The sequence below is a fragment of the Synechococcus sp. MW101C3 genome, assembly GCF_002252635.1.
In the GTDB taxonomy this organism is placed as follows: Bacteria; Cyanobacteriota; Cyanobacteriia; order PCC-6307; family Cyanobiaceae; genus MW101C3.
In genome coordinates, this window is record NZ_NQKX01000006.1 from 54,694 (window position 1) to 67,139 (window position 12,446).

14 protein-coding genes are annotated in these 12,446 nt (G+C 63.3%); 12 read left to right on the forward strand and 2 right to left on the reverse strand.

The features are described from left to right. Positions 1 to 201 precede the first annotated feature (201 nt). From CJZ80_RS08535 to CJZ80_RS08555, 5 genes are all read left to right on the forward strand, one after another. Complete coding sequence (locus tag CJZ80_RS08535) at positions 202 to 564, forward strand: ferredoxin-thioredoxin reductase catalytic domain-containing protein (protein ID WP_094512789.1); 363 nt, start codon at positions 202 to 204, stop codon at positions 562 to 564. Between the two features lie 13 nt (positions 565 to 577). Continuing rightward, entirely contained in the window at positions 578 to 2,020 is a 1,443-nt protein-coding gene (sufB, locus tag CJZ80_RS08540; RefSeq protein WP_094512558.1) for a Fe-S cluster assembly protein SufB, read from the forward strand. A 78-nt stretch (positions 2,021 to 2,098) separates the two neighbouring features. After that, on the forward strand, positions 2,099 to 2,905 hold the full coding sequence (sufC, locus tag CJZ80_RS08545; protein ID WP_094512561.1) for a Fe-S cluster assembly ATPase SufC: 807 nt from the start codon (positions 2,099 to 2,101) through the stop codon (positions 2,903 to 2,905). Continuing rightward, positions 2,902 to 4,242, forward strand: a complete 1,341-nt coding sequence (locus CJZ80_RS08550) for a SufD family Fe-S cluster assembly protein (RefSeq protein ID WP_094512563.1) — start codon at positions 2,902 to 2,904, stop codon at positions 4,240 to 4,242. Before sufC ends, CJZ80_RS08550 begins: the two co-directional genes overlap by 4 nt. Before the next feature lie 92 nt (positions 4,243 to 4,334). Beyond that, a complete protein-coding gene (locus CJZ80_RS08555) occupies positions 4,335 to 5,621 on the forward strand; it encodes a SufS family cysteine desulfurase (protein WP_094512790.1) in 1,287 nt (428 codons plus the stop codon). A gap of 14 nt (positions 5,622 to 5,635) precedes the next feature. Here CJZ80_RS08555 and CJZ80_RS08560 read toward each other — a convergent pair whose 3' ends face one another. Beyond that, positions 5,636 to 6,364 (reverse strand): class I SAM-dependent methyltransferase, encoded by a 729-nt coding sequence (locus CJZ80_RS08560; RefSeq protein WP_094512567.1) that lies wholly within the window; start codon positions 6,362 to 6,364, stop codon positions 5,636 to 5,638. Between the two features lie 189 nt (positions 6,365 to 6,553). Continuing rightward, positions 6,554 to 6,952 carry a helix-turn-helix domain-containing protein gene (locus tag CJZ80_RS08565; protein ID WP_094512572.1) on the reverse strand — a complete coding sequence of 133 codons (399 nt, stop codon included), beginning with the start codon at positions 6,950 to 6,952 and terminating at the stop codon, positions 6,554 to 6,556. Here CJZ80_RS08565 and CJZ80_RS08570 point away from each other — a divergent pair. From CJZ80_RS08570 to CJZ80_RS15935, 7 genes are all read left to right on the forward strand, one after another. Further along, complete coding sequence (locus tag CJZ80_RS08570) at positions 6,951 to 7,892, forward strand: SDR family oxidoreductase (RefSeq protein ID WP_304442211.1); 942 nt, start codon at positions 6,951 to 6,953, stop codon at positions 7,890 to 7,892. The genes CJZ80_RS08565 and CJZ80_RS08570 overlap by 2 nt on opposite strands. Positions 7,893 to 8,130: 238 nt before the next feature. Beyond that, on the forward strand, positions 8,131 to 8,631 hold the full coding sequence (locus CJZ80_RS08575) for a hypothetical protein (RefSeq protein WP_094512576.1): 501 nt from the start codon (positions 8,131 to 8,133) through the stop codon (positions 8,629 to 8,631). A 318-nt stretch (positions 8,632 to 8,949) separates the two neighbouring features. Then, complete coding sequence (locus tag CJZ80_RS08580; RefSeq protein WP_094512579.1) at positions 8,950 to 9,399, forward strand: hypothetical protein; 450 nt, start codon at positions 8,950 to 8,952, stop codon at positions 9,397 to 9,399. Positions 9,400 to 9,571: 172 nt separating this feature from the next. After that, a complete protein-coding gene (locus CJZ80_RS15930; protein WP_094512582.1) occupies positions 9,572 to 9,712 on the forward strand; it encodes a DUF2164 family protein in 141 nt (46 codons plus the stop codon). 170 nt (positions 9,713 to 9,882) lie between these two features. Beyond that, positions 9,883 to 10,512, forward strand: a complete 630-nt coding sequence (locus CJZ80_RS08590; RefSeq protein ID WP_094512584.1) for a DJ-1/PfpI family protein — start codon at positions 9,883 to 9,885, stop codon at positions 10,510 to 10,512. 500 nt (positions 10,513 to 11,012) lie between these two features. Continuing rightward, entirely contained in the window at positions 11,013 to 11,888 is an 876-nt protein-coding gene (locus CJZ80_RS08595; RefSeq protein ID WP_094512587.1) for a bile acid:sodium symporter family protein, read from the forward strand. A 283-nt stretch (positions 11,889 to 12,171) separates the two neighbouring features. Next, positions 12,172 to 12,441 (forward strand): HD-GYP domain-containing protein, encoded by a 270-nt coding sequence (locus tag CJZ80_RS15935; protein ID WP_369803012.1) that lies wholly within the window; start codon positions 12,172 to 12,174, stop codon positions 12,439 to 12,441. Positions 12,442 to 12,446 lie beyond the last annotated feature (5 nt).

Genomic DNA, 12,446 nt, shown 5'->3' on the forward strand with positions numbered 1-12,446 from the left:
GTCCTAGGCTCAGGTGATTAACGAAACTTCCTGGTTTCGTAATTCGCGTAGCTCTTTCCCGCCACTAGATCGCCTCTGGTTGATCGCTTCCGGCGAGCGGGTCTCTTCTTCTTCTCGAAGGGGGCCGGCCACGCGAAACCCTTGCCGCGATCCCCGCTTCAGGCCAGCCACCAGCCTTTCGCCCGCTTTCCCGCCGAGCCCATGCCCGAATCCGTTTCCGCCCCCTCCGCCCCCACCAGCGAAAGCCTGGAGGTGATCCGGAAGTTTGCCGAAACCTACGCCCAGCGCACCGGCACCTACTTCTGCAGCGATCCCGGCGTCACCGCCGTGGTCCTGGAAGGCCTCGCCCGCCACAAAGACCAGCTGGGCGGCGCCCTCTGCCCCTGCCGCCACTACGAAGACAAGCAGGCGGAAGTGTCCCAGGCGTTCTGGAACTGCCCTTGCGTGCCGATGCGGGAACGCAAGGAGTGCCACTGCATGCTCTTCCTCACCGAAGACAATCCCTTCCGCGGCGACCAGCAGACGATCAGCACCGAAGAGATTCTTTCCCATACAGCCGGCTGAGGAGGCCTCCGTCATGTCCACAGCGCCCACCGTTGGTGATCTGGTCAGCCAGCCGTACAAGTACGGCTTCGTCACCGACATCGAAACCGAGAAGATCGCCAAGGGCCTCAGCGAGGACGTGGTGCGGCTGATCTCGGCCAAGAAGAACGAGCCCGCCTTCCTGCTGGATTTCCGCCTGCGGGCCTACCGGCAGTGGCTGCGCATGACTGAGCCCGATTGGGCAGCCCTTGGCCATGCCCCGATCGATTATCAGGAGCTGATCTACTACGCGGCGCCCAAGCAGCAGGAAAAGAAGGCCAGTCTTGATGAGGTGGATCCCAAGCTGCTGGAAACCTTCGACAAGCTCGGCATTCCGCTGAGCGAGCAGAAGCGGCTCAGCAATGTGGCTGTGGATGCGGTGTTCGACAGCGTGTCGATCGCCACCACCTACCGGGAGAAGCTGGCCGAGCACGGCGTGATCTTCTGCTCGATCAGTGAGGCGGTGAAAGACCATCCCGAACTGATCGCCCGTTATCTCGGCACGGTGGTTCCCAGCAACGACAACTTCTTCGCTGCTCTCAATTCGGCGGTGTTCAGCGACGGCTCCTTCGTGTTCATCCCGAAGGGGGTGGAGTGCCCGATGGAGCTCTCCACCTATTTCCGGATCAACTCCGGTGACACCGGCCAGTTCGAGCGCACCCTGATCGTGGCGGAGGAAGGCGCATCGGTCAGCTATCTGGAGGGCTGCACCGCCCCGATGTTCGACACCAACCAACTGCACGCCGCCGTTGTGGAGCTGGTGGCCCTCGATGATGCCTCGATCAAGTATTCCACCGTTCAGAACTGGTATGCCGGCGATGAGCACGGCAAGGGTGGCATCTACAACTTCGTTACCAAGCGGGGACAGTGCCGCGGCGATCGCAGCCACATCAGCTGGACCCAGGTGGAAACCGGCTCAGCGATCACCTGGAAGTATCCCAGCTGTGTTCTGCAGGGGGCTGATTCGGTGGGCGAGTTCTACTCCGTAGCCCTCACCAACAACCGCCAGCAGGCCGACACCGGCACCAAGATGATCCATCTGGGTCCGCGCAGCCGCTCCACGATCGTGAGCAAGGGCATCAGCGCCGGTCAGTCGTCGAACAGCTACCGGGGGCTGGTGCAGATCGGCCCCAAGGCCGTGGGCGCCAAGAACTACAGCCAGTGCGATTCGATGCTGATCGGCGACCAGGCCGCCGCCAACACCTACCCCTACATCCGCTCCCAGCAGCCGGATGCCGCGATCGAGCATGAGGCGAGCACCTGTCGCATCTCTGCCGATCAGCTGTTCTATCTGCAGAGCCGCGGCATCGGTTTCGAAGCGGCGGTGTCGATGATGGTGAGTGGCTTCTGCCGCGATGTGTTCAACCAGCTGCCGATGGAGTTCGCCGCCGAAGCCGACAAACTGCTGGCCCTGAAGCTCGAAGGCTCCGTGGGCTGATCGCCGCCACTCAGCTCCGCCGCCTCTCTGGCGGCCCCGCTCCCTCTCCCCACCCCGTTCTCCCCTGCCCCCCTGCCCGTGATTCGCCCCGACGCTGATCTTCTGCTTGAAATCGTGGATCTCCATGCGCGCGTGGAGGACCAGCCGATCCTCAAGGGTGTGAACCTCACCGTGCGTGCCGGCGAGATCCATGCGGTGATGGGCCGGAACGGCAGCGGCAAGAGCACGCTGTCCAAGGTGCTGGCCGGCCACCCTGCCTACACCGTCACCGGTGGCAGCGTGCGGTACCGGGGTGCTGATCTTCTTGATCTGGAGCCGGAGCAGCGCTCCCGCATCGGTCTGTTCCTCGGTTTTCAATACCCCGTAGAGATCCCCGGGGTCAGCAATCTCGAGTTCCTGCGGGTGTCCACCAACGCCCGTCGCAGTGAGCTGGGCAAAGAAGAACTGGACACCTTCGCCTTTGAAGATGTGGTGCGCGAGCGGCTGGAGGTGGTGAAGATGGACCCCGCCTTCCTGGAGCGCAGTGTGAACGAAGGCTTCTCCGGTGGCGAGAAGAAGCGCAATGAAATCCTGCAGATGGCGCTGCTGGAGCCGTCGGTGGCGATCCTCGATGAAACCGATTCCGGCCTCGACATCGACGCCCTGCGCATCGTTGCCGCCGGCGTCAATCAGCTCTCCACCCCGGAGAACGCCACGCTGCTGATCACCCACTACCAGCGCCTGCTGGATGTGATCATCCCCGACTACGTGCATGTGATGGCGGCCGGGCGGATCCTGCGTACCGGCGGTAAGGAACTGGCGTTCGAACTGGAAGAGCGCGGTTACGACTGGGTCGACGCCGAACTGGCATCCGAGCAGCGCAGCGTTGCCGAGGTGGCCGGATGATGGCGTCCCTTTCCGACACTGACGCCGCCGCCCTCGCCCAGGGCGTGGCCACCGCCCCCTGGACCCAGCGCTTCCTCGACGCGCTCGATGCGCCGGCCGGCGAGCTGGAAACCGTGCAGTGGCGCGGCCGCGAAGCCCTGGCCCGTCAGCCGCTGCCCTCCCGCCGCGACGAAGATTGGCGCTTCACCGACCTGGCTCCCCTCCTGGCGGTGTTCGACGGCACCGCCCCCACAGCCGGCAGCTTCGGCGGCACTGACAGCCCTGCCGCTGCCAGCGCCCTGCCCCCCCCGGCGCCGGACACGGTGCGGCTGCTGCTGGATGGCCGCAGTGATCCCCTGGCCGGCCAGAGCCTGCCTGCCGGCCTGTCGCTGCTGGGCGAAGGCGAATGGCCGCTGGCCCTGGGCCACACCCTGGCGGCCACCGGCTGCCAGGCCCACTGGCCGGTGGAACTGAACCAGGCCACCGCCAGCCGCTGCCTGGCGTTGCGCGTCAGCGGCACGGTGGCTTCCACGTTGGAGCTGGTGAGTGTGGCGGGCGCGAATCGTCCCGATGCAGCTGAACCCGGCACTCACCCCATCGGGCAGCGCCTCACCCCGGTGCGGGTGCTGCTGCTGCTCGAGGAGAAGGCGAGCCTGAATGTGCTCCAGGTGCAGCTGGGCGATGGCCCATGCCTGAGCAGCCTGGTGTGTGAGGCCCGGCTGGGACGTGGCTCCACTTTGCGCCACGGTCTGCTGGCGTTCGGTACGGGCGAGGCCTGTTTCCTGGGCCATCTGGCGGTGGAGCAGGAGATCGAAAGCCATCTGGAATCGGTGTGGGCAAGCCGCGGCTGGGCGCTGGCGCGCTTCGAGCCGCGGGTGAGCCAGGCCGAGGGCGGTGCCTTCACCAGCCTCAAGGCCCTGCAGCTGGCTGAAGAGCACCAGCGCGTGGACACCCACAGCCGGGTGGTGTTCGAAGGGCCCGACGGGCAGTTGGAGCAACTCCACAAGGCGATCGCCGACGGCCACGGCCGCAGCGTGTTCAACGGTGCGGTGAAGGTGCCGCGCCTGGCCCAGCGCACCAATGCCGCCCAGTTGAGCCGCAACCTGCTGCTCTCCAACCAGGCCCGCATCGACACCAAGCCCGAGCTCGAGATCGTTGCCGACGACGTGCGCTGCGCCCATGGCGCCACGGTGAGCCGTCTGCAGCAGAACGAACTCTTCTATCTGCAGAGCCGGGGCATCAGTGCCGCCGTGGCCGCGGGGCTGCTCAAGCGGGGCTTCTGCCAGGAGGTGCTACGCGATCTGCCGCCGGCGGCGGCAGGGTGGGAGCCCCTCAAGCGTCTGCTCGCGGAGGCCTGACCCCGATGCCCGTCACCGTTCCCTCGCTGACCACAGCCACCACGGAGCCCAACGGTGCTCCGGGCACCGAGCCGAATGGTGCTTCAGGCGCGATGGCCTCTGGGGTTGCCGCTGCGGCGGCTGGGACCGCCCCGGGCGAGAACCTGGCGGCGCTCACCCGGCCCGATTTTCCGCTGCTCGCCCAGCAGGCCTGCCTGGGGCAACCGCTGATTTATCTCGATCACGCTGCCACCAGCCAGAAGCCGCGGCAGGTGCTGGAGGCGCTGCAGGGCTACTACTCCCACGACAATGCCAACGTGCACCGCGGCGCCCACCAGCTGAGCGCCCGGGCCACCGATGCGTTTGAAGGCGCTCGCGACAAGACCGCCCGCTTCATCGCTGCGGCCACCCCCAGGGAGATCGTGTTCACCCGCAATGCCAGCGAGGCGATCAATCTGGTGGCCCGCAGCTGGGGGGATGCATTCCTGCGGCCCGGCGACGAAATCCTGCTCACGGTGATGGAGCACCACAGCAATCTGGTGCCCTGGCAGCTGCTGGCAGCCCGCACCGGCGCCGTGCTGCGCCACGCCGGCCTCACCGACACCGGCGAGCTCGACATGGAGGATTTCAGCCGTCTGCTCAATGAACGCACGCGGCTGGTGAGCGTGGTGCAGATCAGCAACACGCTCGGTTGCCTCAATCCGATCGCGGCGATCGCCCAGCTCACGCACCAGGCCGGTGCTCTGCTGCTGGTGGATGCCTGCCAGAGCCTGCCGCACCTGCCGGTGAACGTGGCCGCGCTGGGCGCTGATTTCCTGGTGGGCTCTTCGCACAAGCTCTGCGGCCCCACCGGCATGGGCTTCCTCTGGGCCCGCGAGGCGCTGCTGGAGGCGATGCCGCCATTTCTGGGCGGCGGCGAGATGATCCAGGATGTGGGCCTTGACGTCAGCACCTGGGCGGAGCTGCCCCATAAGTTTGAAGCCGGCACCCCGGCGATCGGTGAAGCGGTGGGGATGGGCGCCGCGCTCGATTACCTCAATGCCATTGGTCTGGAGCGTATCCACGCCTGGGAGCAGGGGCTCACCCGCCACCTCTTCCAGCGGCTGCAGGCGATCGAAGGGCTCACGGTCCTCGGCCCCACGCCGGAGCAGCAACCCGATCGCGGCGCCCTGGCCGCCTTCACGGTGGAGGGCCTGCATGCCAACGACCTCTCGGCCCTGCTGGATGCCGGTGGCATCTGCATCCGCAGCGGCCACCACTGCACCCAGCCGTTGCATCGCCACTACGGCCTGTCGGCCACGGCGCGCGCCAGCCTGGCCTTCACCACCACCTTCGAAGAAATCGACCGCTTCGCCGACGAACTGCAGAGCAGCGTGGAGTTTCTGAAGGAGCACGGCTGACCACCGGCCGCCGGTCAGCAGGGGGTGAGCAGGGCCAGGGCTTCGGCGCGGTGGCTTCCACGCCAGAGCCACTGCCATCGCCAGCCGCACGCTTCTGCCGTGTGCTGGATCGCGGTCGCGTCGGCCGGGTGATCAAAGCGGCTGAGGTGATCCATCACCCGCTGCCGTTCTTCGGCTGCGAGCGCCTGCCAGCCGTCCGAGATGCGCTGCACGTAACGGGCCACATAGGCCTCGCGGCTTTCGCCCGGTTCACGGAACACATCGGCCCAGAGGAGGAGGCCGGTGGGTGCGAGCCGTGCGCGGCAGGCCGCCAGAAACCGGGCCTTCTCCGGCGTGGTGAGGTGATGCACCGCGAAGGAGGTGTGGATCAGATCCACCGGTGCGGCGGCGCTGGCGCCGGGGTCGTCGCCGGCCGGCTCCAGCGCCCAGGAGAGCAGATCCTGCTCACGCCAGGCGCAGGGATAGGGCACCCCCTGCAGCTGGGCGGCGGCCAGGGGCAGCACTGGAGCGGCAAGATCAATCCCGAGGTACGACCCCAGCGGCAGCCGCCGCAGCAGCGGCGCCAGCAGGGCCAGATCGCCACAGCCCAGATCCACCATCCGGGGCAACGGCGACCCTGATGGGCGCTGGGCCAGCCAGCCTTCGATCGCCGCTGTGGTGGCTGCCGAGAGCGCCTTGTGCTCCATCAGGTCGTGGTCGACCACGCGGCGGTAGGTGCTCCACTGGCGCTCGAAAAGGTCCATGGCTCAGGACTGGGCTGCCGGTGAGGCCTCCCGCAGCTTGTGGAGGGAGCGTAGGTGGCTGGTGTGGAACGCCGTGCGGATGGCTCGAAGGATCTGGTGACTGGAAGGATCTGGTGGCTTGAAAGATCTGAGGACGTGAACGTTGCTGGTTCGGCGCAGATCATCAGGGCCGCTTTCCATTGAGGCTCATCAGGGCGTGGACACGTGTGTTCTGGCCTCCAACACCCGTGGCAGATTCACTTCAATCCAGTTGGCCAAGGTGGCGACATGCTCGGCCACTTCTTCTCCCAAGGGCGTGAGGCTGTACTCCACGAATGGAGGCACCACCGGATAGGACACGCGCAGAACAAAGCCATCGTCTGCGAGAGCTTGGAGGCTCTGGGCCAGCATTTTCTCGCTGACGCCACCGATTTTGCGTCTGAGCTCACTGAACCGATGCGTGCCCTGGCGCAGGGATAGCAGGCAGAGCACTCCCCACCGGCTGCATACGTGCTTGAGGATGTCGCGCGAGGGGCAGGGTTGGGCGAAGAGATCGCCCTTGTCGAGGCGCTGGCTCAGCGTGTCGGGCTGGGCAGGGAAGACGCTCATGCACTTACCTTTTGGTTGGTACTTGCGATTCGTTAGTGTCTCACATTACGGTGACCTTGCCGACCAAAAGGAACGAGCTGACTTCATGATTGTTGTGACGGGCGCCTCGGGGCAACTTGGGCAGTTGGTTGTGCGTGAGCTGTTGCAATCGGTTCCGGCCAGTGCGTTGGTGGCCGCGGTTCGTAACCCTCAGAGCGTTGCTGGCTTCGCCAGCCTTGGTGTACAGGTTCGGCAGATGGATTACGCCCAACCCTCCACTCTGGACGCCGCATTTTCCGGTGCCGACAAAGTGTTGTTGATCTCCGGCAGTGAGGTTGGAAGCCGCGTGCCGCAGCATGCCAACGTGATCCATGCCTGCAAAGCTGTGGGTGTAAAGCTGCTGGCGTATACCAGCCTTCTGCACGCTGATGTGAGCCCGCTTCCGCTGGCGGCAGAACATCACCAGACGGAAATCCTCCTGCAAGACTCTGGAGTTCCCCACGTTGTCTTGCGGCATGGCTGGTACACCGAGAACTATCTCGCGAGCATTCCGGCCGCCCTTGGCTACGGTGTCGTGATGGGCTGCGCGGGTGAAGGCCGAATTGCTTCGGCAACGCGCGCTGATTACGCAGCTGCCGATGCTGCTGTGTTGCTGGCCGATGATCAGGCTGGCAAGGTGTATGAATTGGCAGGTGATGAGGCTTACACGTTGACGGAGTTTGCGGACGAGCTCAGCCGGCAGGCTCACAAGCCGGTCTGCTATCAGAACATGTCTCAGGCTGACTACAGCCAAGCGCTGGAAGGTGCCGGCTTCCCGCCGCCCTTTGCCATGATGCTGGCGGAGTCAGACACTGGCGCTGCTCAGGGTGGATTGTATGACGACAGCAGAACCTTGAGCAGACTGATCGGCCGTCCGACGACTCCACTCAGCACATCGATTCAAGCAACACTTCTCGCCTGACCAGCGACTCAAGTGTAGACATCAGGCCTCTGCTCCTGGCGGCTAGCCTTCGGTTGTTCAGTGATTAACGAACAGTGCCGTCAGTGGAGGCATGGGCTTTACGCTGCGCTCTTGACCCGTGCAGCCGTGATCTCTGTGTGCTGCTTCACGCTTGCATGGCATTCAGGCACGCGCCGTCGACCCCGACGGGAGTGAATCGCGTAGCTAGCATCCAGAGACTGTGTCAACCCTCTTTCCCGTGCCCGCACTGGAACCCGTTTCTGAAGACGAGGCCCGTTCAATCATCCTGGAGTGGGGACGTCTGCACGATCTGCAGGTGGGGTTGTCTGCGTTCCTCCCTGTCATTGCCACGGATGGCTTCTACATGCGTTTTGGTGATAAGCAATGGGTTGGTTACGCGGATTTTGAAGCCCACCAGATCGCGAAGAGAAGATTCTTCGATGAGATTCACGATTACACCTCCATCCATGTGGCGGTTCAGGAGCCTTTCACCATGGCCAGGACGGTGATGCTGTGGACCTATCGCCATCGCCCTGAGAACAGTCCAGCCAGCCAGCTCCTGAAGGCCCGCATTGAGCACACCTGGGAGTTTCGCCGTTGCCCCACGTCTGGACGTGCCTTCATGCAAGGGCATGTTGTTGATCGTTTCGAATACATCGATGGATTCAGGCCCGTCTCCGCTGAACAAGCGGCTCAGGGCGAAGACCCGCATCTTGATCCCCGTTGGACAACCCGCTGATGGGCTGCCACGCACGAGCTGGCGATGTGAGTGGTGTGGACTTGCCGGCTGATGGCTCTGGCCGGCGCTGCTTCAGGCTTCTTTTGAGCCACTCGTTTCGCCATTACCTTCAATTCGGTGAACCCTGGGTGTCATTGGTGAGGTCATTTCAGGGGCTTTTCGGACGACGTCAGGCGGAAGGCTTGAGGCCATTGTTTGGATCTCGCTTCGGGGCAGACGAGGAGCCATGGTTCAAGTCATTTCTGGATTCAGGCTTGGAGTTTTTTGGCGTTGTCTCGGTGCGATGCCTGACTGCCGGCTCTAGGTGGTGACCTGCCGATGACCCGCTTCATCCACATCACATCTGCGAAGTTCTCCATTCTTCCAGGAGAAGCTGATCAGATCATCAACGAAGGCACCTATGGGAAGGCCCTGGCGGAGTATCTCACTGACAGACTGCGGGAACTTGGATACCTTGCTCCATTCTTCTGTTGTGAAGACTGGGGGTGGTGGGTGGAGTTGGCCGGCTACCCCTTCACCTTTGGCGTGTGTATTTATGGGCGTGCCTGTGCTGATGGCAGCCTGGAGCTCTACCTCGGCGATGGGGCTACTCCCACAAGACGGTGGAGTTGGCGTCGCTTTCGCTTCGTTAACACCGGTGCCGATGAAGCTGCCGGAACATTGCACAACGACCTGGTGGCTATCCTCTGCGCCGATCCCGATGTGCACGTGCATGCCACCGATCTGGATTCACCATTTTCCGACGAGGTTCTGATGCCACCTTGTTGACGGATCCGTGTGGCTTCTCGCTTCCACCGGTTCTTGTCTTTTTGGCATTCCGCAATGACCCTGAGCCTGGCCATCTCTGTTCCAGGTCCTGAGCCTCAGCAATGCTGTCGTGATCGCCATGCTTCAGCATGGAGACTGCCATGGATGAGGGGTTGCCGAAGGGTTCGCGCAGATGGCGATCGCGTTGATTGGGTACCACTTCCCTGACAGCAGAGAGGAGGATATTGGCTTGCTTGTTGCAGGCTGGTTGCTCGCTGTCTTTCTTGCAAGCGTTGGGGCCAGCCTCTATAACAAGACTGTTGATAAGTCCTAGATGGGAATGCAGGCACACGTCTCGGTCGGCGACATTGACGATGATGAAGAGGAGCGTCCTTTGTCGTCCAGGCCGGAGCGCTTGCCGCCGGCTGGCTTCACGAGGGGCGTCCGTGTGGGTATGCCCTTGCTCCCAGCTTCAGGCCCAGACCTTCACCTGCAGGTTTCTCCATGGAAATCGGCCTTCTTGTGTTTCCTCAGGTTGAAGAGCTCGATGTGATCGGCCCATGGGAGATGTTCTCGCTCTGGAAGCAGCATGACGGTGGCCCCAGCAGTTGCCTCACCGTGGCGGAGCGGCTGGAGCCGGTGGTCTGCGCCAATGGCCTGTCGATCAATCCGCATGTGTCCTTCGAGGCGTGCCCAGCACTCGATGTCTTGCTGGTACCGGGCGGCCAGGGAACCCGCGTAGAAGTGTTCAACACTTGCCTGCTGGAGTTCGTGGCGGAGCAGGCCCGCTCTTGTCAGGCGGTGTTGTCCGTATGCACCGGTGCTTTTCTGCTGCAGGCGGCGGGGCTGCTCGCCGGCAAGCGAGCCACCACTCACTGGGCCTCGCTGGATCGTTTGCGTGCCTTTGGCGATGTGGAGGTGGTGGAGGAGCGATTCACCCGGGATGGAATGATCTGGTGTTCTGCGGGTGTTTCTGCTGGTATTGATCTCACGCTGCGCTTCATTGCTGAGGTGGCGGGTGAGGAGGTGGCCGGCAAGGTGCAGTTCGATGCCGAGTACTTCCCATCGGGTGTTGTTTATGGCCATGCCCACAGTGATGATCAAGCTCCGGATTATCTCCGGAAAACTGACTGACTGGCTGCTTCTCGTCAAACCAGCTCTGTTCCCTGGAACCATTCCCGTCGTGCGAGGTGCAGGTGGCCATGCCATTCCTATTGAGCTTCATCCTTCGCAGATGGGAGGTTCGTAACATCTTGAGTAGCCTCCTTGCGGTTGGCCACGGGGTCGCCCCCGGTTGGCTGCGGCTCGGTCAAAGGTTGGTCACCTGTTGGCTGGAGGATGGCCACGGGGAGGCCAGGGGGTATCGCCCCTGGGCACACTCAGGACGTCCTGACACAGGATTGGCTCCTGGTTTTGACCTCAGATGAGGTTTCTGGCTTTGGTCTCCTGATGCGCTTTCATGAGCTCCCTTCAGGGTGATCGCCAGAGCTGGCTCACCTCCTGCGGCCTCTTGTCTGGATCGCTACAGCACCCCAGGCCCGCGCCTCAGGTCCGGCTTCTACGTGAGCCCGGTGAGGGCTGGGATTAGGGTCTAGGCCGGCAGACTTCTTTCCTCTCTTGACCAGCAGCGGCTGATGCAGAGCACCATCTTCACGGCGGTTCTGCTGCCGCTTGCGTTGGCGATCGTGATGCTGGGCATGGGGCTCAGTCTGGTAGCTGAGGATTTTCAGCGCATCACACGTGATCCCAAGGCTGTGGCCATCGGTACGTTGTGCCAGCTCCTGGTGTTGCCGCTGATCGGCGTTCTTGTGGCCCTGGTGGTGCCCATGCAGCCGACGATTGCGGTGGGTCTGATTGTGTTGACGCTCTGTCCTGGTGGCCCCTCCTCCAACCTGCTCACCTATCTGGCGCGGGGTGATGTGGCGTTGTCGGTCACTCTCACGGCCGTGAGCAGCATCCTCACTGTGTTCACGATTCCGCTGTTCACCAACCTGGCACTGCAGCATTTTCTCAACGCGCAGGCGGCGATTTCCCTGCCAATTGGATCCACCATGCTGCAGATCTTCCTGATCACCCTCTTGCCTACAGCGATCGGCATGATCATTCGCCGGCGCTTCCCCAGAACGGCGCGACGTCTCGAGCCGCACATGAGCCGCCTGGCGGCGGGGCTGCTGGCGCTCATCATTGTGCTGTTGCTCGCGCGGGAGGGCACCAGGCTGCCGGGCTTCCTGGCGCAGGTGGGCCTCGCTGTGCTGATGCTCAACCTGCTGGCGATGCTGGCGGGTTTCTTCACTGGCCGTCTGTTTCGTCTGCCCCCAGCTCAGCGGATCTGCCTGGCGATCGAGGTGGGCCTCCAGAACGGCACGCTGGCGATCGCCATCACCGCCGGCCTGCTCAACAGCCCGGAGATGGCGATACCAGCCGCCGTCTACAGCCTGTTGATGTATGTCACCGGTTTCGGCGCCATTGTCTATGGCCGTCGCAGCAGCGCAGCACGCGCTGCCCGCTGAATGAATGGCTTGCTGCAGGAAGGTTTCGTGCACGAATGGCATGCTGAAACAATGGTCCGCTCAGTGACTATCCCGCGAGGGGGATGGACTTGGAAAGGCTCCCCGCTCCTTCCCGCCACCAGATGCTCTTGCCTCTACGCCTTCATCAGTGCTGTATCCGCAACGCATGAGCAGGTCATCCGCTCTGCATCAACTGAATACCTCCCAGCTGACCACGCGATGAACATCGGCGGCACCTGTAGTTCCCCTGGCCGGGCGGATTGACGAGCCTGGCCGCTTAGCTGTGCAGTGCCACTTGGAACACCACGAGCACATCAACGGAAGTAGATGCCCTGACGCCCTGCCAGGCAATCAATTGTTGATGGAAGACAGGATCCTGGCTGTGGCCGACGTGGTCGAGACGATGTGTTTCCACCGGTCCTACCGTGCAGGCTTGGGCCCCACTGCCGCTGTCGAGGAGATCACCCACCACCGCGGTGTTCTCTACGACCCGGAGGTGACGGATGCCTCCCTGGTGTTGTTCAATGACAAGGGATACCGCTGCCCGAGCTGAAGGCT

What these genes read in the sequence shown, in the direction of transcription:
- CJZ80_RS08565 (WP_094512572.1), bottom strand. Translation starts at nt 6,952, where the DNA reads ATGAGCGTCTTCCCTGCCCAGCCCGACACGCTGAGCCAGCGCCTCGAC.
- CJZ80_RS08560 (WP_094512567.1), bottom strand. Translation starts at nt 6,364, where the DNA reads ATGGACCTTTTCGAGCGCCAGTGGAGCACCTACCGCCGCGTGGTCGAC.
- CJZ80_RS08590 (WP_094512584.1), top strand. Translation starts at nt 9,883, where the DNA reads ATGGAAATCGGCCTTCTTGTGTTTCCTCAGGTTGAAGAGCTCGATGTG.
- CJZ80_RS08570 (WP_304442211.1), top strand. Translation starts at nt 6,951, where the DNA reads ATGCACTTACCTTTTGGTTGGTACTTGCGATTCGTTAGTGTCTCACAT.
- CJZ80_RS08595 (WP_094512587.1), top strand. Translation starts at nt 11,013, where the DNA reads ATGCAGAGCACCATCTTCACGGCGGTTCTGCTGCCGCTTGCGTTGGCG.
- CJZ80_RS08555 (WP_094512790.1), top strand. Translation starts at nt 4,335, where the DNA reads ATGGCCTCTGGGGTTGCCGCTGCGGCGGCTGGGACCGCCCCGGGCGAG.
- CJZ80_RS08550 (WP_094512563.1), top strand. Translation starts at nt 2,902, where the DNA reads ATGATGGCGTCCCTTTCCGACACTGACGCCGCCGCCCTCGCCCAGGGC.
- CJZ80_RS08580 (WP_094512579.1), top strand. Translation starts at nt 8,950, where the DNA reads ATGACCCGCTTCATCCACATCACATCTGCGAAGTTCTCCATTCTTCCA.
- CJZ80_RS15930 (WP_094512582.1), top strand. Translation starts at nt 9,572, where the DNA reads ATGGCGATCGCGTTGATTGGGTACCACTTCCCTGACAGCAGAGAGGAG.
- sufB (WP_094512558.1), top strand. Translation starts at nt 578, where the DNA reads ATGTCCACAGCGCCCACCGTTGGTGATCTGGTCAGCCAGCCGTACAAG.
- CJZ80_RS08535 (WP_094512789.1), top strand. Translation starts at nt 202, where the DNA reads ATGCCCGAATCCGTTTCCGCCCCCTCCGCCCCCACCAGCGAAAGCCTG.